The sequence below is a fragment of the Ochrobactrum sp. PL_is501 genome, assembly GCF_055816895.1.
Genome location: NZ_JBVPGR010000030.1, coordinates 141531 through 162301, shown reverse-complemented (window position 1 = coordinate 162301; position 20771 = coordinate 141531). Strand labels below are relative to the sequence as shown.

Sequence of the window (20771 nt, the reverse complement as noted above, 5' to 3'; positions counted from 1 at the left end):
TGAGATCGACTGCTATTATGCAACCACGAAGATCGGAACCATTACGGTTTCATCCACCGATGTTGGCAACGGCAAAGATCTTACCACGCCCGTGCCGGCAAATGTGATCCAAACGCTGGGAAGCGGGCGTATGCCCATCCATTATGTTGCCTCACGAACCAGTGCCATCAATCCCGGCGAAACCATGGTGACCAATTCCGCAATTTCGGTCAGTACAATGGTCACAGTCGAAAGCGCCGGCGATCTGCCAGGTGGGGAAAACGGCCTTCCTGCACCTGCCTTCGGTGTGAACATTATTGGCTTTGTTGCTGCACAAAATGGGGTGCCGGTCACTATCCCAGACTACCTTAACAAGGCTGTCGGGGATGAGGTGACAGTTATTTTCAAGGCCTATTTCATGGACACCGATACGCTCGAAGTGGGTGCTGAGATAGTTAAAGCCAGCTATACGTTGCCGAAGGGTGTTGGTCCAGACGACCTCAACGCATCAATGGCGTTCACTATCCCGTCAAGTAAGGCACTCTATCTATTTCCAATGGCTGAAGGGCGCCTCCAATTTAGCGCTAGGAATTCCCATGGCTCGGTGACCTCCACTCCTGCGGTTACTATCATCTGTGACACCCGCGGCAATCTCAATCCCCCGGATGACAGAGATGATCCATCGTAACCCTACCGCATATAAATTTTAGAAGTTTACTATCGAAACTTGGTTTCTAATGAATTCACGATAATAACACCGATCACACTATGTGTGATCGGTGTTGATAGAGAACTGTCCGATTAGTTAATCCCAAAAAAAAGACCATCGTGTTGAGACTATTGCAGCTTTTCTGGCCGCCACTGAATTTTAATTCAGTGGCGCTTTGCTGTTGGGTCCCGGTATATGATGGTTTAAATTCTTTCATCGAAGCAGCGGAGGGGAGCTTCGGCCGCGCAACTTGAAAGCGACCGGCCCCTGGAAATTCAAAGGTTACGAGATCAGCGGTTTCACGTTGATATTGCTGAGCTACCCATGAGCGCGGCAAAGGCTTTCTTTTTGTGGCGGTCGACCGGACGAGCAAGCTGGTGTTCGCCCGTATCTATCGCGAGGCCACAAAACTGGCGGTAGCCGGCTTCCTGAAGCCATTGATTAGAGCCCGTGTTTTACAGGATTCCCTACGATAACGACGGATAATGGCAACGCATCTTCATGGAGAATAGGGCCGTCTTCCACGCCTATGATTCAGTCCCGGCGTGGTATCGGGTCAACAAAAAACGGCACGGATGTTGTGATCCGTGCCGATATGAACGATTCGTCAGAGAAAGCTTACCGAATGTTCGCAGGCAAAGCGAAAATGCGCTTCCGCAATCTGGCTGCCAATGGCGAACCGCTGTTCGCGGCCTCGTAGAAAAGATGTCCGTCCAAATATGCCTTGACGCTAGAGCTGTCTCCGCCGTTATTCGCTCCACCCCATGTCACAACACCGCCACCGTTTTTGATAGCGACGAATGCCTGAGTATTGCTATAGATCGCGCGAATATCGTTGAGCTGGTTTGCCACATTGGTGATGTCGCCTCCCGCGTCTGCTTTTCCCCATGCAACCACCGTTCCGTCCCGTCGCAGAGCCGCGAACGCAGTGCTGGTTCCTGCCACTTGGATGATGTCGTGGTTGAGCGCGGCAAAGTCGTCCGGGATGCTGCCCCCAAAGTCAGGCCGGCCCCAAGCCACTACTGTGCCGTTGTGCCTACGAGCGCAAAACGCTCCGAAACTCGCAGTCACCTCTTCAATGTCAGTCAGCCCCAGAATGTCGGTGGGCACCGTGCCGCCATATTCCCCGGAACCCCAGGCAAGAACAGACCTTTGATCAGTTATCACCGCAAATGCCTGCTGTGTGGCGCTTGCCAATTCCACGATATCGTTTCGGTTCTTAATGTTTGCCGGGACAGATCCGCCGTAGCGTTCCGCGCCCCAGGCAACAACTGCGCCATTTCTCCGCAAAGCGACAAAGCTGGCGCCGTTGCCACGAATATCCACAATGTCATGATATTGGTTCACCTCGTCAAGACTGCCTCTCCGCGACCCCCAGGAGACTATCCGGCCATCACTGGTTAGTGCGCAGAAAGCTGCTCCTCCGGGAATGACGGCTACTATATTTTTCAAAGCAAGAATATCAGTCGGTATCTCTCCTCCGTAAAAAGCCCTTCCCCATCCGGTCAAGTAACCTTGGCCCCGCAGGGCCACGAAGGCACCGTCATTACCGAAGACGCGACGGGCGTCAGAGATAGCGTCTTCAGGGCCCCCTCCTCCCATAGTCGGGTCTCCCCATGCCGAAATGCTCCCGTTTTCATGGGTTACGGCGAAGGCGAGCATCGTGGAGCTGATATTGACGGCGGCTGCCTTGGTCGCGAGGATTGGCGGAACGCTGCCTCCTGCTTCAGCCGCTCCCCAGGCGGTTACGCTACCTTCCGAACTCAACGCCGATAGCGCCGCCGCACTGACGTCGGAGTTATTTCCGGAACCACATACATTAACCGGATTAATAATGACCATGCTCAAGTGCGATCGCACCCACAAGGGAATCCACGGGCGTGTATCCTTGAAACTGACACCCCGCACCCACGTCGTATCGTCTGCGTAGCACCACTCGGCGTCTAAGTCGGTTCTGGTGGTGACGTCCAGCGCATGCAGGTATTGCGACGCTCCGTAATCGCTGAAGCTGCCAATACATGAACGAGCTCCCATCACCAGCAGATTGTTGGCCTGAGGAGTTTGTAGCACATTGAACTCGTTCCATTCGGATTCTTGCGCCGCCATGCCAGGTGCCTTCGGCGTTACCTTGTAGCGGACGGTGACAGAATCGGCCTTGGCCGCGTCGGCTTCGATGACGCTCCTTGGTATCACAATCTGGATGTCGTGGCCTTTTTGCTGCGCGTCAACAATTTTATAGCCTTGAGTGCTGCCGTTCGTCGTATGGGCAGCCCAGTACCAATCGACTCTATCACCCTCGTCCATGTTGGGCCAAGCCGGAATGGTAACGTTCGCCCCGTTGGGAAACAGCGATGCGTACAACACGCCGTCCACCACTCCCTTGACCTCGGGTTTTGGAAGCAACTTACTGGCAGTAATGTTTAGAAACAGATGCCGAGACGACAGAGTACTGCTTTCCCGCTGGATTCGATAGAACACATCGACGCTGCCGCCAGCGAGTCTGTCCACAAAACTGAACGGCACGGTGACCGGAATAGGTAGATTCAGCGGGCTGTCTTGGCCTATCGTAGCCAAGTAAGGATAGACAATCTCATAACCATTGGAGTCAATGCCACTCCAGTAGAACCTCATGCTGTCGCCAAGCCGCATCCCAGGCCAGGCGGGAACAATCACATGCGCCCCACCAGGTGCATCAGCGGGATTGAGTGTATGATCATGAGCCTCGATGACCGATGGCTCGGCCGGGACTAACGCGGTTCCAATGATTTCGAGGGAGGTGCGCAGCGATTGTCCCTTGACGACGCCTTTTGCGTCTTTGACCAGATAGTAAAGCGACGCCGTACCAGGGGTCACCCACGCAAGTACGCCGTTGCTGATCTTCATCAGCTTGCCCTGGGCCGCATCGCTTTCTTCGTGACCAGGGAGGAGGGAACGAGAGTGCCCGTCAAACACCAGATGAATCGTATCATTGGCAGCTATCGATGCCTGACGGGGAATGGAGACGGTTGCGTCGTTACCCATCAATGCGTCACGGTTCAGAATGTCATTCGGAGCCTCGATCACAAAAGGAGCGGCAAAGACGGCGCCACTGAGCTGCACTGCAACAGGCGTGGATGGGGCGTATTTTGACCACGTGCTAACGGCATTGGTGACGCTATAGCTAATCATCATGTTGTCGCTGTCACCGGCATTTGCAATCGTTTGGCGATCCACGTCAACGATAACGGGACGGCCTATTTCGGTGGTTTTCAATCGCGGATAGGCAATGACTTGCGCTCCCCAATTTACCTGCAACAAATCGTTGACCGCCATGTTTTCCCATGCGGGAACAGTCACCATAACCCCGTGGTCTGCTGCGTGTGGGTCGATGAATGAAGGTTGCACCAATGGAGGCTGCAAGTTTTCGTTTATATATGGCGTATCGAGCACATTAGGATCGACACCACCGGGTATAGTGGTTTGCACTAAAACGGTCGTTTTATACGAGGGCTGTATCTGTCCGAAAACTCTAGTTCGAAACGTGTACCAGACATCGACTTTCCCATCGCCTGTCTTGACGATGTGAGCCGCATCAACCCACATCGAAATCGGGTTCTTTCTATCGAATTGTTCATCGATCAGGTGGGTATCGGCGGGATTTGTTTCATCGCCCCAATAGAGAGTGAGTGTGTCTCCCGTTCTGAATTCAGGTTGCGGGTCGATCAGTACGAGCACACGGTTGAAGGGGTTTTCAACATCTCGGCGACCTATTCCACCGTAGGCTATGGCGTGTTCCACAGTGGGTTCCCACAGGTTTTCTATCAGCCGCAGTGGCGGCGGCGCCATGGTGGAATCGATCTCGTTGGCTTGCGTGTTGGGTTGTTTTTTATTCATAAGTACCTCCAGTATTTCTAACAATTTTAAATAAAAACACCAGTCTGCTCACTTTGGTAACTATCAATGTTGACAGTTGATAAGTAAAAAACATCATGTTTGAATTGATGCGCAGAAAAGGTGAAAGCCGGATCGGCGAAACCATGGCGTCACGGCTCTTTTATTGAAATTGTCGCGAAATACACGTCGCAATGTACTTGATATTGATCCATCATATGAAATTGGAGGTTGAGAATATGTCCGCTTCTATCAGGAAAAGGAAGCTTTTCGGCATGCTGGCTGCAACAGCACTCAGTATGACTGTTTTTGGGTTGCCAGCTCACGCTGTCACGCCAACAGAAGAAGAAGACCAAGCAGCACTGTCGCTTTATCTAAGTAAAATTCCTAAGGGGAAAACTGTCGTGTTGGATCTGACCGATCCGATCGTTGAAGCCGCCATGATGGCTAGATATCGGCTTGACGGTATTACGCCTCAATCTGACCCCACGCTGTTTGAACAGCTGAAAGAATACAAGGAGCGGCAGCTGAAATTGAAGAGCAGAGGCGAACCTATCACAGCGCGTTCCATGATGAGGGCTGCTGGGATATCCGATGATGTGCCTCAACCTTATGTTCAGATGCTGGGGTTCAAAGGCACTAAGAATGTGAGTTACGACGTAGTTGGAACCGCATATGCGCCCATTGAAGGTCTTGCAACCGGGCCTTCAAATAAAAACCTGAAAATAACACAGCAAATTCTCGAGAGTGTTAACGGCAGATATGTGGCAATAACGCGTGCAAGCACTCAAAACAGCAATGACCCGAGCAAGAATTACGATATACGGCGCATGCCCGCAACCAGCAATACAACGCCTATCAAGCCCACTAGTGCAATCCTTGGCGTTACCAATATGAGATACAGCGAGGGGGCGGTCTTGGTACTTGCGACCGACCAGGCTGTAGGGCTACCCATTAATGACTTCCAAGCCACAGCGAGAGAACTGACTGATCCAATTCACATAAAAACGACCAACAAGTTGGAAAATCCGGTCGTTGTTTGTTTGAACAGAGGTAATCCTGTCGGTAGCCTTTGTGATTATGGCCCCACGGCCGCTAATACTCTCAAAGTGGTATTTCCAATAAGTGGGGCACTCAGGTACAGCCACGCGCTCATGCCCTTCGGAGGTGGAACGGAAGACACCAACCCGCATTTTGAAATAGCGTTGGGATCGATCGATGGCGGTGCGTGTCAGCTGGAGCCGAGCGCTATTTCCATCAAAGACAGCTTTCAGTTGGATGCGGACAAAAAAGGCTTCACGTTTAGTATCAAGGCTGCGGACTTTGGAGCGCCATGTTATAGAAGCGGCACTGTACTGCCCTTTGGTGTGACGGTCACGTCGACGCTCGACGACGGCGGCGCGTTTGGTCAGCCTTTTACTACTGGATGGGCGTCTAATTATACGCTTCTCCACGGTGTGGATGAGGACAATTTTGAGCGCATCTCCCCAATTGAAATCCAGTATGGTTGTGTGCTGGAAGGCACAATGGTGGAGCTCGTGAACGCGGAAGTGAGCGAGATGCCGATCGAAAACCTCAGAGAGGGAAGCCTGATTGCTGGCAAGGGTGGCGAGACTCTTCGAGTCCGCTCGGTTACGTACGGCACGGACACGGATTTTGTGCGGATTGTGGCAGGGGATAGCACGGTATTACTGACGCCGGGCCACCCTGTGCGTACCGGGAATGGCTTGATCGTCGCCAGCAAAATCAAGGCAGGCGACCATGTCTACGACAAAAGTGGCAATGCTGTGCAAGTGAAGGAAGCGGCCAAGCAGATCATGGATACCCCACGCAAGGTGTACAACCTGGTGCTCGAAAAACAGAACCGCGAAGATGTCTCGACGCCTGAAGATGCGATTTTTATGGCAGGAGGAATCCAGGTGGGCGACAACACCATGCAGGGTATGTTGGCCAAGAAACAATAACCCAATAGAAGATACAGGAACTCCTGGCAATATGACCGTGGTATATAGGCATATAATCAGGGGATCTATAGATACTTAAATACCGGACATTTTCAGTATTGTGCAATCAAAATGGCAGCTGAGCCGCGACGGTTTGTCTGGCGTTGTGGTGAAAGGACATAATCGCATTTGAACGTTGCGACAAAGCCTCGGCCATTCGATTTGATTGTCGGTTGCATACTGGCCTTCTCACTGTTCCGTGCGGATTTGCCGGAGCAGGGAAACGGTTCTCAACGGCTATGATGACAAGTGCTATCTGTGTAACCTCGAACGCCTTTTTGGTGCGATTTCAACACGGCGCTATCGGCTTCCAGTGATGGAGGACAGCATTATCCTCGCATGAATAGCTCCAGTAGTGCCCTTGAAAAGGCTGGTCATACTGGCGGCTGATCGGAAGACCGGCAAGAAAACAAAGAAGAAGCGTACCGGCACCGCCATGGCCAACAATAGCGATGTCGCCAGAGGGCAGGACTCGCCTCACTGCTTTGAAGCCCTCTACGATGCGCTGTTGCACATCAATGGCTCGCTCCCAGCCGTGAATGCTCGCCTCGGGCGCTGAAAAGAACTGGTCGGCGATGATTTCATGTTGCTCTGCGGGCAGGAAGCCGGTGGCGCTTCGGTCGATCTCGTTAAAACGGCGATCCGTGGAGGGAGCAATTCCCCGAACGCCAGCCAGAATTTCGGCAGCTTCAATTGCCTTTGTTTCGGTGCTGGACCAGATCGACGTGATCGATCGCAGCTCGGGCCTGCCGGCAAAGGAATGCATGCGTTCAAGGCCACGCTCTGACAGACTCCATGATGGAACAGGCTTGGCGGGATCTATCACGACTTCTGGATGTGAAATGAAATAGATTTTTGTCATGCGCGGCCCCAATCGTCGCATCATCGGAACCACAGGGCCTAAAAAGCGCTCTGTGGCCACCCTGACGAATTCAAATCCCGAATGTTACAAAGCCATTTTCGTCGATGGCCCAGGCCGGGTTCCAGGCGATTTCCCAGGCGTGATCGTCGGGATCGGCGACATAACCGCGAAAACCGCCATGGACTGGTGCATCGGCTGCCCGCAACAGTTTTCCGCCAGCCCCAACCAGCCGGTCCATCAGCGGCATGACATCCGCTTGCTGCGCCACATTATGCGCAAGAGAAAATGCGCCCGGCTGCAAAAGGCCATGGCGGTTCATGTCGGCTTCAAGGGAGGCTTTCAGGAAGGTTCCGAGAACGAAACCGTTCATCTGATAAAAGATGATTTCTTCGTTCTGGAAAACCGGCACCCACCCGAAACCCTCGGCATAAAAACGACGCGAGCGCGCAAGATCGACGATACCGATAGTGATGACGGAGATTTGCTGTTTCATGACCAAGACCTCTTTTTCTCCCATGCAGCATTGCATCGGAGTGGAAGGTCAAGGGACTCGACGCCTCTGCCGAAATGACAGCAATAGCGAAGGCCAGGACCCGCTTTGCAACGGGGATCGGGCTAACCGCACCGATCTCTCCTTTTTAGACCCGGAATGGATAGCACATTCCGGATCGTCTTCAAAACAAATAGGGAAGTTTCGATATCAGCGCACTGCGCCGACGAGCAGATTGTCCGGGCCTTCAATCGTGACCCAGCGACCGGTATCGTTGGCGGCCTGGCGCTTCAGATAGGTGTAGTCCGTCTCGTTCCAGCGCATGACTTCGTCGGTCAGGTTGTCGAGAACAAAGTCACCGCGATCAGTGCGAACGGTGAGGACCGCATGTCCTTCGCCGTCCGGCTTGCGAACAACAGTTATCAGAAGATCGGTGAGCGGAATACCAGCCTTCTGCAATTCGCGTTGCTTCAGCAGGACGTAATCCTCACAGTCGCCAACGGTCGTCGGATAAGCCCAATATTCCTCAACGCCGTAGATTTCCATGTCGGTCATCGGCTTGATACGTTCGTTGACCGAAAGGTTGACTTCGACGATGCGTTGCCAGTTTGAATGGTTGAGCTGCAGCGGGCGAGTGTCGCGGCTGGTAATGCCGCATTCCTTAGCTTCGCGCTTGCAGAATTCATAGTGTCCGATCGGCTGCGAGGTCAGCTTGCCGGTCTGCATGAAATCACCGGAGGCGGCTTCTGCGCCAAAGCTTGCCATCAGCAGCGACGCTGCGAAACCAGCGGCTGCCATAATCTTTGTGGTCGAGCGAACAACGCAAAACATACTCAACGCCCTTTGGCTCTCGCCATTACTCATTTATTAACGAAACGTTAATGTCTGAAATAGTGTGGAGTCAATTCGGTTTGCCCCGGGATTGCCCGACTTCTTAATTAATGGTTAATGCGAGTATCTTTCAATTATACAATCCTTGATTGATCTTGCGGGCGGACAGGGAGCAGCTTGGACGGCGAAAACAACCCATAATTTTGCCACGGTCCGGGCGCTTGTCTTTTGCCTCGAATAAGCCAATTGTTGGTGTTCGACCGGATCGGAACGATCCCTTTGCAAAGGCCCAAAAATGACAGGCGCAACGACGCGCAAGGCCACGGCAGACGACATGGATGCGCTCCTGCGCATCGAAGAACATTGTTTCCAGACAGACAGGATTTCCCGCCGTTCATTTCGCGCCCTCATCGCACGGCCGACAGCGGAAACCATCGTTGCAACGGTGGATGGCATAGTCATCGGCTATGCGATGATCCTGTTTCGTCATGGCACCGCGCTTGCACGGCTATATTCCATAGCTGTCGATCCTGAGGTCGGGATCAAGGGTATAGGATCGCTTCTGTTACAGGCCGCTGAGACTGCAGCTTACGATCACGACCGTCCATTGCTGCGGCTGGAGGTGCGCGAAGATAATGAGCGTGCCATCGCGCTCTATAAGCGCCACGGTTATCGCCCCATTGGACGTTATCTCGATTATTATGCGGATCATTCGGATGCGCTGCGTTTTGAAAAGACGGTTCGCGGTGACATTTCGCCGGTTACCGCCTTTCCCTATTACGAGCAGACGACTGATTTTACCTGCGGTGCGGCCTGCCTGATGATGGTGCTTGCCCGGCACAATCGGGAAACGCGGCTCGATCCGGTGCTGGAGGTCCGCCTTTGGCGGGATGCAACGACGATCTACATGATGTCGGGGCCGGGCGGTTGCGAGCCTTTCGGGCTCGCTGTTGCTGCACATGAGCGCGGCCTGAAAGCATCGATCATCGTCTCCATCGAGGACATGCTTTTTCTGCAATCGGTGCGATCGGAAGAAAAACGCAAGGTCATGCAACTGGCGCAGACCGATTTTCGCCAGCGCACGGAAGCCTATGCCATTCCGGTGGACTATCGCGGTTTCACGCTGCACGACATTCTGGCTGCCTTGCGCCGTGGAGCGGCGGTGATCGTGTTGATCAGCGGTTATCATATGTTCGGCAAGAAGGTGCCGCACTGGGTTCTGGCCCATGGTGAAGATGGGCGGCACATTCTCATTCACGACCCCTGGGTGGAGGAAGAGCTCGGCGAAACCATCGCCGATGCTGCAAATGTTCCTGTTCCCTTTCACATTTTCGACCGCATTGCGCGGTTCGGCAGCGATGGGCTCAGGGCGGCGGTTATTCTGGAAAAAAGGACGGACTGATGACGATCTGCGTCATTCTGGTAGGACGCCTCTCGGATATCGACAATGGGGCGACGCCGCATAAGGTCATGACCACGCGCGATTATCTCGCGCATCCCGCGCTCTTCAACGGCCAGCTGCGCCCGCGCATCATCAATCTGTCGCGCTCCTACGCTTATCAGAGCCGCGGCTATTACGCTTCGCTTCTGGCCGAAGCGCGGGGCCATCGCATCATTCCCTCCGTGGAAACGATGATCGATCTGTCGGAACGGCGGCTCTATGAAAACGCCGTTCCCGAACTGGAAGACATGCTGAACAGGGCGCTCGGCAAGCATCCGGAAAAAGCGCCGGAAACAATCCATGTGCATTTCGGTCTTGCCGACGATCCCGAGTTTGAACGGTTCGGACGGCTGCTCTTCGACTGGTTTCGCGCGCCCTCGCTGGAAGTCACGATCAAGCCCGGTGAATGGGCGCGAATCCAGAAGATCGGCTTTGCGAATATTGCGAAGTTTAGCAAAGCGCAGAAAGAACGCTTCGAGGAGGCGCTCGATCGCTATACCCAGCGTGAGTGGCGTGCCGCCCGCCCCAAGGTGCCGGCGCGCTATTCCTTTGCAACACTGTGCGATCCAAAGGAGGCCATGCCACCCTCGACAGTTTCCACGCTGAAGCACTGGGCGAGGATTGCGGCGCGGCTCGGTGTGGAGGTGGAACCGATCGGCAAGCGTGATCTGCCGCGGCTTGCCAATTATGACGCCCTGTTCATCCGCGAGACGACGTCGATTTCCAATCACACCTACCGTTTTGCACGGCGCGCGCAGCAGGAAAACATGCCGGTGATCGATGATCCGATTTCCATGATCCGCTGCACCAACAAGGTCTATCTGCACGAATTGATGCAGGCGAACGATGTGGCGGTTCCGCCAACGGTGATGATCGCGGGCGAGGAAGATCTGGAGCGAGCCGCCGATATGCTCGGCTTTCCGATGGTCATCAAGATACCGGATTCGTCATTTTCGCGCGGCGTGAAGAAGGTGAAGGATTTTGCCGAACTGAAAGCGCTCGCCACATTATGGCTGGAGGACAGCGATCTCCTGCTGGCGCAGAAATATATGCCGACGAAGTTCGACTGGCGCGTTGGCGTTCTTGACGGCAAGCCGCTGTTCATCTGCCAGTATATGATGGCGAAGAACCACTGGCAGATCGTCAAGCACGATACGGGCGGCAAGCCGCTGGAAGGCGGATTTCGTTCCTATGCGCTGGGCGATGCGCCGCCATCGGTACTGGAAACGGGCTTGCGGGCTGCACGCTGCATCGGCGACGGACTATATGGCGTCGACCTGAAGGAAACGGACGATGGCGTTGTGGTGATCGAGGTCAACGACAATCCCAATCTTGAACACGGTATCGAGGATGCAGCCGAAAAGGACGAGGTCTGGATCAAGCTGACCCGCTGGTTCACCGACCGGCTGGATCGGAAATAGATCCAGCAGTCAGGCGAAGTGCAGCTGAAATCAAAGCGGCGTAAAGCAGACCTTGGTGTGTCCCGCGCCGATGAAACCCAGACGGCCTGCGGCACCCTTTGACAGGTCGAGAACACGTCCCTTGATGAACGGGCCGCGATCATTGATGCGCACGACAAGCGACTTGCCGTTTCTCTGATTGGTAACCTTGACCTTGCTGCCAAGCGGCAGGGTGCGATGTGCTGCGGTCAGGCCGGACGGGTTCATGCGTTCACCCGAAGCCGTGCGGGAAGTGAGGGCGTACCAGGAGGCACCGCCGCATTGCTGTGCTGAAGCCTCGATTGCGGTGGCCGAGAGAAGACCGGTTGCCGCAACGGCAAGCATAGCCATACGGGTCTTGAAAGTCATGCCAGTTCCACTAGTTGTTAACGGGGTGTCCCACAGTTGTCGCTGAGAAAGACGGTTCCGAACTGGAATCTAAATGTGGCGCTGGCGTGGTTCGAATGAGAACATTGTGCGATAACTGAATCTATATCGCCTAGGGAAAATCATCCTATACTGACCGTTGTTTACTTCATATCTCAAACATAACACAGGAATATTAGGAAGTGTTTGGGTTGATTGCTGTAAAGCTGTTTACGATTCGTTAGGAATCTGCGGTGCGGCTTTGCTGTGCCTTAATTTCGCGCGCAGATCGCAAGAAAAGCTGCTTGCGTGTCGGGTAGCCGACCCCGATCGAGGTGCAATTTTTATTTGCAAGGCAAGTTTTCAGCGCTAGCGGCGAAGTTGACAAATTAAGGCGTTTTGGGGGCAAAATTGCAATTTCTGACTGTGTTCCAGAAGCTCCTCTCGAACTTCAAAAGTTATCCACAGGCCTGAAAGATGGTGAGATGACGTTTCTTTGACTGCTGTCACCCTGCACGAAACCGCTGAATTCCTGCTATAAGCGTTCAGATCAGACGACGGAACGCCATGCAGGACCACCCGGAAAAAGACAGGATCGACACCGCTTCGCCCGCGATTTCGGCGAGCAAGCGGATCGTCTATCTTTGCCTGGGCTTTCTCATGCTCGGACTTGGAATTGTGGGTGCCTTCCTGCCGGTCATGCCGACAACGATCTTCATCATTTTTGCCGCATGGTTCTTTGCGCGGTCTTCGCCAAAGATCGAGGCACGGCTGCTGGCCGATCAGCGTTTCGGACCGCTGGTCATCAAATGGCGCGAGCGCGGTGCCATCCCGCCGCGCGCCAAGCTTTACGCATGTCTTGGTATGACGGTCGGTTATGGCCTGTTCTGGTGGGGTGCAAAACCCGGCTGGCTGCTGGCAGGAGCGGTAACGCTGTTCATGCTGGGTTCCGCCGCTTATGTATTGTCACGCCCGAACGAGTAAGTTTGTCCGCCTTACGGCGTCACATCAAATCCGAACCATTTTTCGGACAGTCTTTTGATGGTGCCATCGGCCTTCGCTGCCATGATTGCAGAATTGAATTGGCGCTTGAGATCAGCTTCGTCCTTGCGCAGGCCGACAGCGACCCCGCGCCCGAGCAGGCCGCCTTTGAAAAGTGGCCCGGTCATGACGACATTCGCGTAGGCTGGCGTCTTCTGGATCGTATTCAGATAGGACCGCGCGGTAACCAGCATATCGATGCGTCCGCTTTTGAGGTCGAGATCGACTTGTTCGGCGGTCTTGTACTCACGGATCGTGGTTCCCTGGCTGAAATAGGTATCGACCAGCATCTGGGCTATCGATCCTCCCACAACGCCGATAGTTGCTCCCTTTAGCTCTGCGGCAAAGTCCCGAACGATCTTTTCGGTGTCTGCCTGATTGCCGGAAAGGTCGAGGTTTTCGTTCGAATGAGAAAGTCCGCTATAAGGACTGCCGCGCAAGGTGGCGAACACTTGCGGAGTGCGGGCATAGGAGATGGAGAAATCGATGATTTTCTCGCGCGCTTCCGTCGCCGACAGGGCGCCCATGACTGCATCGGCTTTTCCAGCCTGCAGGCTCGGGATGATGGCATCGAAAGGGATGGCAATAAAATTGCATTCGACGTTCATCGTCTGACAAAGATATTTGCCAAGCTCGACTTCATAACCGTCGAGCGTGCCGTCCGATTGCGTGAGATTGTAGGGCCGAAAGTATCCCTCGGTAGCAATGGTGAGCACGGGGCGCCCACCTTGAGCATAAGACGGCAGCGACCAGCTTGCGAGCGCTGTTATCCAGACGAGATTGAACAGACGTGGATAGGTCACGTAGAAACCTTGTGTTGTCACCGTGTCATTCGAAGCATAGGTCGGGAAATGCGGCTGCGTAAACTGGCCGGAAATTGGGAGCCGTTATTCGCGTGGCAGGTTCCATCCATTTGAAAACCTGACCCTCTTGCGGGCGGACGAATGCCGTCTCGTCCCTTGCCGGTTCAGTGGTCCCTGAAACCCCACAAAACCACTGGCAAACGGCTCTGATACAAACCTGTAACAATAGTGTCATATGAATGTAATATAGAGCGCGTAGAGGGCTAACGACGCCACATCGTCATATGTCTTTTACAACAGGAGCCGCAGCTCATGAACAAGATGATTTCCTCGACCGCAGCGCTTGCCATCGCTGCCGTTATGTCGGTTTCCGCCGCTCAGGCGCGCGATCAGATTCAGGTTGCCGGTTCCTCGACCGTTCTGCCTTATGCAAAAATCGTCGCCGAGACATTCGGCGAAACCTTCCCGAACTTCAAGACGCCGGTTGTTGAATCGGGCGGCTCGGGCGCAGGCATCAAGGAATTCTGCAAGGGCGTTGGTGAAAACACCATCGATATCGCCAATGCATCGCGCGCCATGAAGGACTCGGAACTGAAGTCGTGCATCGACGCTGGCGTAAAGGACGTTCAGGAAGTACGCTTCGGCTATGACGGCATCGTGTTTGCAACCGACGCCAAGGGTCCGGATTGGAAGCTGAAGCCGGAAGATGTCTACAAGGCGCTCGCAGCCAAGCTGGTCGTAGATGGCAAGCTGGTCGACAATCCGAACACCAAGTGGAACCAGGTCAACCCGAACCTTCCGGACTGGGACATTGCCGCCTATATCCCGGGCGAAAAGCACGGCACCCGCGAAGTGTTTGAGGAAAAAGTTCTGGCCGACGGCTGCAAGCACTCCGGCGCGTTGGACGAAATCAAGAAGACCGGCCTCGACGACAAGGCTGCCGCTTCCGCCTGTATCGCAGTGCGCAAGGACGGCAAGGCTGTCGACATCGATGGCGATTATGCTGAAACGCTGGCTCGCATCGACTCCAACAAGACCGGCATTGGCGTTTTCGGCCTCTACTTCTTCGAAAACAATGCCGACAAGCTGAAGGTCGCCACCGTCAACGACGTTACCCCTTCCGCTGCAACGGTTGCTTCGGGCGAATATCCGGTGTCGCGTCCGCTGTTCTTCTACGTGAAGAAGGCGCATCTCGGCGTCATCCCGGGCCTCAAGGAATATGTTGAGTTCTTCCTCAACGACCAGATGATCGGTCCTGACGGCCCGCTCGCCGAATACGGTCTGGTTCCGGCCCCGGATGCAGAACGTGAAGCACAGCGCGCTGGCTTCGCCGAAGGCAAGACGTTGGCTGCGAAGTAAGTTTTGATCTGTGGAACGCGGGGATGAGAAATCTCCGCGTTCTTCTCCTTTCGCGCCTTTATATTATGACAGGCGCATTCGCGCGGAACGGCATGGGTGGAAGCTGCACCTCAAAGCCATCCGCATTCATCAGGGCAACCGGGGAAATTGAATGTCCTTCTTTCTGGTTCTCGTCAGTATCGTTGCAATCGGGCTGATCGGATTCTTCATAGGCCGCCAGCGTGCCGTTGCACTGGACAAGGCGCAGTCGGCTTCCGCAAAAGCCTCGCCGACCGAGAAAATGCATTCCCGCCCGCATTATCACGGCTGGTGGGTTTTCCTCGTTTCAGCGTTGCCCGCGGTTCTGTTCCTCGCCATATGGGCCCTTGGAACGTCGGTTTATATCGATCACAGTGCGACCGCCCGCTTGCCGGATGCCATTGAGGAAGGTTCCTTCACCAATCGCAGCCTGCAACTCGGCATGGTTCGCGGTCTGGCCAGCGGGCTCGACCGGCTGACGCCAACCGAACTGGAAAGCTTTCCATCGAATTATCAGGATGCTCGCACGCTTCTGGGCGCAAAGGGCGTGGCGCTCGCGACCGAAGGCGCGGATTATATGGTGCCGATCGCGCTGTACCTGAAAAAGGCAACGGCGCTGACGCACACAATCGGTTCCGCAGTTTCTCTGGTGATCGCCGTCGCGGGCCTGATCTTTGGGCTTTCCACGATCAGCCGGCGCATGCGTGCGCGCAACAATGTCGAGCGGATCGTTCTCTGGGGCCTGATTGCAGCCTCCGGCATCGCGATCCTGACGACAGTCGGCATCATCTGCTCGATGCTGTTCCAGACCATCAGCTTCTTCCAGTCGGTTTCGCCGTGGGACTTCTTTTTCGGCACGGTGTGGGACCCGCGCTTTGCCGCTGCCGGGTCGGGTGGCGAGACGGGCCAGTTTGGTCTCATCCCGCTTCTGGCAGGCACGCTCTATATCGCATTCGTGGCCATGCTGTTCGCGGTTCCGGTCGGATTGTTCTCGGCCATTTACATGGCCGAATATGCTTCGCCTCGCGTGCGCACCATCGTAAAGCCGGTTCTGGAGCTTCTGGCGGGCATTCCCAGCATCGTCTACGGCTTCTTCGCGCTCGTGACCGTCGGACCTTTCCTGCGCGATCTCTCCATTGCCATCGCAGGCGGGCAGGGTTTTATCATGGCGCAGAGCGTCCTGACCGCCGGTCTCGTCATGGGCGTGATGCTAATCCCGTTTGTATCCTCGCTTTCCGATGACATCATCACCGCCGTGCCGCGTGCGTTGCGTGACGGCTCGCTCGGCCTCGGCGCGACCCGCTCGGAAACCATCAAGCGGGTGGTTCTTCCGGCGGCATTGCCTGGCATCGTCGGCGCGCTTCTGATGACCGCCTCCCGCGCCATCGGCGAAACCATGATCGTGGTGCTCGCTGCAGGTGTTGCGGCACGCATCAACATCAATCCATTCGAGGCGATGACCACCATCACGGTGAAGATCGTCAATCAGCTCACCGGCGACCTTGAGTTCAACTCGCCGCAGACGCTGGTGGCCTTTGCACTCGGCATCACGCTTTTCGTCCTGACGCTGATCATGAACATCTTTGCGCTGCACATCGTGCGCAAGTACCGGGAGCAGTACGAATAATGACCGATACGACCTTTAACGCCAGCGGCGCCACGGCACGGCCGACACGCCGCGATATTGGGATCAAGCGTCGCTACGCTGCTGAACGCCGCTTCCGCTACTATGGCATTGCCGCAATTGCCATCGGTGTGTTCTTCCTGTGCGCGCTCCTGTTCTCGGTCTTTTCCAAGGGCTATACTGCCTTCTGGCAGACGACGCTCTATCTGCCGGTCAAGCTTGAGGAAAAGGTGATCGATCCGGGCAACAAGCGTGCCACCGATCCGAATGTGCTGATCACCGCCAACTATCCGCTGCTGGTTCGCAACGCCCTGGCCGAAAAGCTTGGTATTTCCACGGCAGACCGGCCGGCTATGCGCGATCTGGGCCGCTTCTATTCGGACGGCGTACGCATTCAGCTGCGCAAGATCGTGATGGACAATCCGTCGCTCATCGGCACGACGCAGACCGTTCCGGTTCTGGCAGGCGCCGACATCGATTCCGCCTTCAAGGGACAGATCGATCTTTCCGTGCCGGAGACGAGCCGCAAGGTATCGGACCGACAAGTAGGCTGGATGAAAACGCTTTCGGAAGAAGGCGTCATGAAGGAGGCCTTCAATACGGGTCTGTTTACGTTCGGCGCATCCAGCCGCCCGGAAACCTCCGGTCTCGGGGTTGCGCTGGTTGGCTCGCTCTACATGATGCTCATCGTTCTCGGCCTCTCGCTGCCTATCGGCGTTGCTGCTTCGATCTATCTGGAAGAGTTCGCCAAGAAGAACCGGTTCACCGACATGATCGAGGTGAACATCAACAATCTGGCGGCCGTGCCATCCATCGTGTTCGGTCTGCTCGGGCTTGCGGTTTTCATCAATTTCTTCGGCCTGCCGCGCTCTGCGTCGCTGGTTGGTGGTCTGGTACTGACATTGATGACGCTTCCCACCATCATCATCGCGACTCGTGCCGCGCTTCGCGCCGTGCCGCCATCGATCCGTTCCGCGGCTCTTGGCCTTGGCGCTTCGAAAACGCAGATGGTGTTCCACCATGTCCTGCCGCTGGCCGCACCCGGCATCCTGACCGGCACGATCATCGGTCTCGCCCACGCGCTTGGTGAAACCGCGCCGCTCCTCCTGATCGGCATGGTGGCATTCGTTGCCGACGTGCCGTCGACGCCGATGGACCCGGCGACCGCTTTGCCGGTGCAGATCTATATGTGGGCAAACGAAGCAGAACGTGCCTTTGTTGAACGCACGTCAGGCGCTATCATCGTCCTGCTTCTGTTCCTGGCCGTGATGAATATTGCAGCAATCATTCTGCGCCGCCGCTTCGAGCGCCGCTGGTAAACGGGAGTCGCAAGCTATGAACCTGATGACTGAACGATCTCTCGAGAAAGCCGTAGGAGAAAAAATGAACGCCAACGCCAGTTCCATAAAGATGCGGGGCGACAAGGTCTGCGTGTTTTATGGCGAGAAGCAGGCTCTGTTCGACGTCGATCTGGAAATCCAGGAAAAGATGGTCACAGCGCTGATTGGTCCCTCCGGTTGCGGCAAGTCTACCTTCCTGCGTTCGCTCAACCGCATGAATGATACGATCGAAGGCTGCAAGGTCGGTGGCAAGATCACGCTCGACAACGAGGACATTTACGATCCGAAGATCGACGTCGTTGAACTGCGGGCCCGCGTCGGCATGGTGTTCCAGAAGCCGAATCCGTTCCCGAAATCGATTTATGAGAACGTCGCTTACGGCCCGCGCATCCACGGTCTTGCCCGCACCAAGGCTGATCTGGAGGAAATCGTCGTGACGAGCCTGCAGAAGGCCAGCCTGTTCGAAGAAGTGAAGGACCGCCTGCACGATGCGGGCACCGGCCTTTCAGGCGGCCAGCAGCAGCGCCTTTGCATTGCGCGCGCGATTGCGGTCAGCCCGGAAGTCATCCTCATGGACGAACCGTGCTCGGCGCTCGACCCGATCGCAACCGCGAAGGTGGAAGAGCTGATCGATGAACTGCGCCAGAACTATACGATCGTGATCGTCACGCACTCGATGCAGCAGGCCGCGCGCGTTTCGCAACGCACGGCCATGTTCCACCTTGGCAATCTGGTCGAAGTGGGCGACACGGAAACCATGTTCACCGCGCCGACCGAAAAGCGCACGCAGGACTACATCACCGGACGCTTCGGCTGATCCGGAACTGCGTTTCAACAGACAGTGCGGCTTCCCCGCAATTTTTATTACGAGGTCTACTATGCCGTCTCAGCATACCGTTCGTTCCTACGACGAGGAATTGAAGTTTCTCTCCCATAAGATCGCCGAGATGGGCGGACATGCGGAACGTATGGTCGAGCAGTCGGTCGCCGCAATCGTCAATGCGGACAATGCGCTCGCGCAGCGTGTCATCTCTGACGATCTCATTCTCGACGCCAGCGAGCGCGAGATCGACGACAAGGCCGTCATGATTATCGCCAAGCGCCAGCCCATGGCCGTGGACCTGCGCGAGATCATCGGCTCGATCCGCATCTCCGCCGATCTGGAGCGCGTGGGCGACCTCGGCAAGAACATTGCCAAGCGTGTTGCCGCCGTTTCGGAATCACGCCAGCCGGTAAAGCTCTATCGCGGTCTGGAAACGCTGGCCGAACTGGCGCTGACCCAGCTGAAGGACGTTCTCGACGCCTATGCGTCGCGTTCGGTGCAGCAGATCAATGTCGTTCGCGACCGCGACGACGAAATTGACGCCATGTACACGTCGCTGTTCCGCGAACTCTTGACTTACATGATGGAAGATCCGCGCAATATTTCCGCCTGCACGCATCTTCTGTTCTGCGCGAAGAATATCGAGCGCATCGGCGATCACGCGACCAATATCGCGGAGACTGTTTATTACATCGTGACCGGCCTGCAAATGCCGGCTGAGCGACCCAAGGAAGACCTGAGCCACGGTATTGTCGTGGATGAGGCGCGTAAACCCTGAACTGCAACCGGCCGGACTTTGGTCCGGCGGCTGAGAATGTATGAATAGCGCGGCGGCACGCGGTCGATTGGGGGGATTGTATCCACCGCCCGCCGAATTTGGATAGGGAAATACTGGATGTCACAGGCACCCAAAATCGCTGTGGTGGAAGACGAAGAGGCGCTGAGCGTTCTGCTTCGCTACAATCTTGAGGCAGAGGGCTATCAGGTCGATACGATGCTGCGCGGCGACGAGGCCGAAATCGCCTTGCGCGAGAATGTGCCGGATCTGCTCATTCTGGACTGGATGCTGCCGGGCGTATCGGGCATTGAGCTTTGCCGTCGCCTGCGCCAGTGGCCGGAAACCGAGCGCCTGCCGATCATCATGCTGACGGCGCGTGGCGAGGAGAGTGAACGCGTCCGCGGTTTAAGCGTCGGCGCCGACGATTATGTCGTAAAGCCATTTTCAACGCCGGAGCTTCTGGCCCGCGTCAAAGCAATGCTGCGCCGCTCCAATCCGAGCATCCTGTCTCACGTGCTGAAAGTGGGCGATCTTGTTCTGGACCGTCAGCAGCATCGGGTTTACCGCAAGGAAAAGGAAGTTCGTCTTGGACCGACGGAATTCCGGCTGCTCGAATATTTCATGATGTCGCCCGGCCGTGTCTTCTCGCGCAGCCAGCTTCTGGATGGCGTTTGGGGTCCCGATATCTATGTGGATGATCGCACCGTGGACGTCCATGTCGGGCGGCTTCGCAAGGCAATCAATGTCGGTCGTGCGCTTGATCCGATCCGGACCGTTCGCGGCGCCGGTTATTCTTTCGGTTGATCGACACCGTTTCGAAACTCTCAAATACAGCTCTTGATCGGCCCGTCATGTTCATCGTGGCGGGCCGTTTCACGGGTGATAGGCCCTGGGCAATGCTGACCCGATTCGCATCAGCCGGGTCAAAACCCGCGCCAATTAGGCGTTTTCACGCGATGTTACAAATATGTTTCCAAAGTTGACGGCAACCAACG

At 55.5% G+C, this 20771-nt stretch carries 17 protein-coding genes and 1 pseudogene; 12 read left to right on the top strand and 6 right to left on the bottom strand.

The annotated features are described in order from the left end of the window. The coding region (locus tag AC0TOF_RS05740) for a hypothetical protein (RefSeq protein ID WP_473767506.1) at positions 1–667 on the top strand (667 nt) is incomplete at its 5' end. Positions 668–953: 286 nt separating this feature from the next. Then, positions 954–1134: pseudogene (locus AC0TOF_RS05735) on the top strand (IS481 family transposase); the annotation flags it as partial. Positions 1135–1306: 172 nt separating this feature from the next. Here the strand turns inward: AC0TOF_RS05735 and AC0TOF_RS05730 are convergent. After that, on the bottom strand, positions 1307–4561 hold the full coding sequence (locus AC0TOF_RS05730; protein WP_473767505.1) for an RCC1 domain-containing protein: 3255 nt from the start codon (positions 4559–4561) through the stop codon (positions 1307–1309). Between the two features lie 236 nt (positions 4562–4797). On the opposite strand from AC0TOF_RS05730, the gene AC0TOF_RS05725 reads away from it, so the two are divergent. Next, positions 4798–6522 carry a Hint domain-containing protein gene (locus tag AC0TOF_RS05725; protein WP_473767504.1) on the top strand — a complete coding sequence of 575 codons (1725 nt, stop codon included), beginning with the start codon at positions 4798–4800 and terminating at the stop codon, positions 6520–6522. Between the two features lie 328 nt (positions 6523–6850). Here AC0TOF_RS05725 and AC0TOF_RS05720 read toward each other — a convergent pair whose 3' ends face one another. The 3 genes from AC0TOF_RS05720 to AC0TOF_RS05710 all read right to left on the bottom strand — a co-directional run bounded on the left by AC0TOF_RS05720 (position 6851) and on the right by AC0TOF_RS05710 (position 8744). Next, positions 6851–7423 (bottom strand): histidine phosphatase family protein, encoded by a 573-nt coding sequence (locus AC0TOF_RS05720; RefSeq protein ID WP_473767503.1) that lies wholly within the window; start codon positions 7421–7423, stop codon positions 6851–6853. A gap of 70 nt (positions 7424–7493) precedes the next feature. Beyond that, positions 7494–7916, bottom strand: coding sequence for a VOC family protein (locus AC0TOF_RS05715; RefSeq protein WP_473767502.1), 423 nt, complete (start codon positions 7914–7916; stop codon positions 7494–7496). A gap of 207 nt (positions 7917–8123) precedes the next feature. Then, complete coding sequence (locus AC0TOF_RS05710) at positions 8124–8744, bottom strand: transglutaminase-like cysteine peptidase (RefSeq protein ID WP_473767501.1); 621 nt, start codon at positions 8742–8744, stop codon at positions 8124–8126. A 295-nt stretch (positions 8745–9039) separates the two neighbouring features. On the opposite strand from AC0TOF_RS05710, the gene AC0TOF_RS05705 reads away from it, so the two are divergent. Both AC0TOF_RS05705 and AC0TOF_RS05700 read left to right on the top strand, forming a co-directional pair. Beyond that, a complete protein-coding gene (locus tag AC0TOF_RS05705; RefSeq protein WP_473767500.1) occupies positions 9040–10146 on the top strand; it encodes a peptidase C39 family protein in 1107 nt (368 codons plus the stop codon). Next, positions 10146–11606 carry a RimK family protein gene (locus AC0TOF_RS05700; protein ID WP_122002875.1) on the top strand — a complete coding sequence of 487 codons (1461 nt, stop codon included), beginning with the start codon at positions 10146–10148 and terminating at the stop codon, positions 11604–11606. The genes AC0TOF_RS05705 and AC0TOF_RS05700 overlap by 1 nt, the downstream gene beginning before the upstream one ends. A 30-nt stretch (positions 11607–11636) precedes the next feature. On the opposite strand, the gene AC0TOF_RS05695 is transcribed toward AC0TOF_RS05700, so the two are convergent. Further along, positions 11637–11993 (bottom strand): septal ring lytic transglycosylase RlpA family protein, encoded by a 357-nt coding sequence (locus tag AC0TOF_RS05695; RefSeq protein ID WP_122002876.1) that lies wholly within the window; start codon positions 11991–11993, stop codon positions 11637–11639. Between the two features lie 564 nt (positions 11994–12557). Here AC0TOF_RS05695 and AC0TOF_RS05690 point away from each other — a divergent pair. Next, entirely contained in the window at positions 12558–12974 is a 417-nt protein-coding gene (locus AC0TOF_RS05690; protein WP_473767499.1) for a YbaN family protein, read from the top strand. 11 nt (positions 12975–12985) lie between these two features. Here the strand turns inward: AC0TOF_RS05690 and AC0TOF_RS05685 are convergent, their stop codons facing one another. Then, positions 12986–13855: a transporter substrate-binding domain-containing protein gene (locus AC0TOF_RS05685; protein ID WP_473767498.1), complete on the bottom strand. Its 870-nt coding sequence runs from the start codon at positions 13853–13855 to the stop codon at positions 12986–12988. Between the two features lie 291 nt (positions 13856–14146). Here AC0TOF_RS05685 and AC0TOF_RS05680 point away from each other — a divergent pair, with 291 nt between their 5' ends. The 6 genes from AC0TOF_RS05680 (at position 14147) to phoB (ending at position 20580) form a co-directional block, all read left to right on the top strand. Then, on the top strand, positions 14147–15193 hold the full coding sequence (locus tag AC0TOF_RS05680; RefSeq protein WP_473767497.1) for a PstS family phosphate ABC transporter substrate-binding protein: 1047 nt from the start codon (positions 14147–14149) through the stop codon (positions 15191–15193). A 151-nt stretch (positions 15194–15344) separates the two neighbouring features. Continuing rightward, on the top strand, positions 15345–16838 hold the full coding sequence (gene pstC / locus AC0TOF_RS05675) for a phosphate ABC transporter permease subunit PstC (protein ID WP_473767496.1): 1494 nt from the start codon (positions 15345–15347) through the stop codon (positions 16836–16838). Then, on the top strand, positions 16838–18154 hold the full coding sequence (gene pstA, locus AC0TOF_RS05670; RefSeq protein WP_473767495.1) for a phosphate ABC transporter permease PstA: 1317 nt from the start codon (positions 16838–16840) through the stop codon (positions 18152–18154). Before pstC ends, pstA begins: the two co-directional genes overlap by 1 nt. A 64-nt stretch (positions 18155–18218) precedes the next feature. After that, positions 18219–18992 (top strand): phosphate ABC transporter ATP-binding protein PstB, encoded by a 774-nt coding sequence (gene pstB / locus AC0TOF_RS05665; protein ID WP_473767494.1) that lies wholly within the window; start codon positions 18219–18221, stop codon positions 18990–18992. Between the two features lie 61 nt (positions 18993–19053). Further along, positions 19054–19776 carry a phosphate signaling complex protein PhoU gene (gene phoU / locus AC0TOF_RS05660; RefSeq protein WP_010657755.1) on the top strand — a complete coding sequence of 241 codons (723 nt, stop codon included), beginning with the start codon at positions 19054–19056 and terminating at the stop codon, positions 19774–19776. Between the two features lie 117 nt (positions 19777–19893). Then, on the top strand, positions 19894–20580 hold the full coding sequence (gene phoB / locus AC0TOF_RS05655) for a phosphate regulon transcriptional regulator PhoB (RefSeq protein WP_006468130.1): 687 nt from the start codon (positions 19894–19896) through the stop codon (positions 20578–20580). Positions 20581–20771: the final 191 nt, after the last annotated feature.

What these genes read in the sequence shown, in the direction of transcription:
- AC0TOF_RS05730 (WP_473767505.1), bottom strand. Translation starts at nt 4,561, where the DNA reads ATGAATAAAAAACAACCCAACACGCAAGCCAACGAGATCGATTCCACC.
- AC0TOF_RS05725 (WP_473767504.1), top strand. Translation starts at nt 4,798, where the DNA reads ATGTCCGCTTCTATCAGGAAAAGGAAGCTTTTCGGCATGCTGGCTGCA.
- AC0TOF_RS05720 (WP_473767503.1), bottom strand. Translation starts at nt 7,423, where the DNA reads ATGACAAAAATCTATTTCATTTCACATCCAGAAGTCGTGATAGATCCC.
- AC0TOF_RS05715 (WP_473767502.1), bottom strand. Translation starts at nt 7,916, where the DNA reads ATGAAACAGCAAATCTCCGTCATCACTATCGGTATCGTCGATCTTGCG.
- AC0TOF_RS05710 (WP_473767501.1), bottom strand. Translation starts at nt 8,744, where the DNA reads ATGTTTTGCGTTGTTCGCTCGACCACAAAGATTATGGCAGCCGCTGGT.
- AC0TOF_RS05705 (WP_473767500.1), top strand. Translation starts at nt 9,040, where the DNA reads ATGACAGGCGCAACGACGCGCAAGGCCACGGCAGACGACATGGATGCG.
- AC0TOF_RS05700 (WP_122002875.1), top strand. Translation starts at nt 10,146, where the DNA reads ATGACGATCTGCGTCATTCTGGTAGGACGCCTCTCGGATATCGACAAT.
- AC0TOF_RS05695 (WP_122002876.1), bottom strand. Translation starts at nt 11,993, where the DNA reads ATGACTTTCAAGACCCGTATGGCTATGCTTGCCGTTGCGGCAACCGGT.
- AC0TOF_RS05690 (WP_473767499.1), top strand. Translation starts at nt 12,558, where the DNA reads ATGCAGGACCACCCGGAAAAAGACAGGATCGACACCGCTTCGCCCGCG.
- AC0TOF_RS05680 (WP_473767497.1), top strand. Translation starts at nt 14,147, where the DNA reads ATGAACAAGATGATTTCCTCGACCGCAGCGCTTGCCATCGCTGCCGTT.
- pstC (WP_473767496.1), top strand. Translation starts at nt 15,345, where the DNA reads ATGTCCTTCTTTCTGGTTCTCGTCAGTATCGTTGCAATCGGGCTGATC.
- pstA (WP_473767495.1), top strand. Translation starts at nt 16,838, where the DNA reads ATGACCGATACGACCTTTAACGCCAGCGGCGCCACGGCACGGCCGACA.
- pstB (WP_473767494.1), top strand. Translation starts at nt 18,219, where the DNA reads ATGAACGCCAACGCCAGTTCCATAAAGATGCGGGGCGACAAGGTCTGC.
- phoU (WP_010657755.1), top strand. Translation starts at nt 19,054, where the DNA reads ATGCCGTCTCAGCATACCGTTCGTTCCTACGACGAGGAATTGAAGTTT.
- phoB (WP_006468130.1), top strand. Translation starts at nt 19,894, where the DNA reads ATGTCACAGGCACCCAAAATCGCTGTGGTGGAAGACGAAGAGGCGCTG.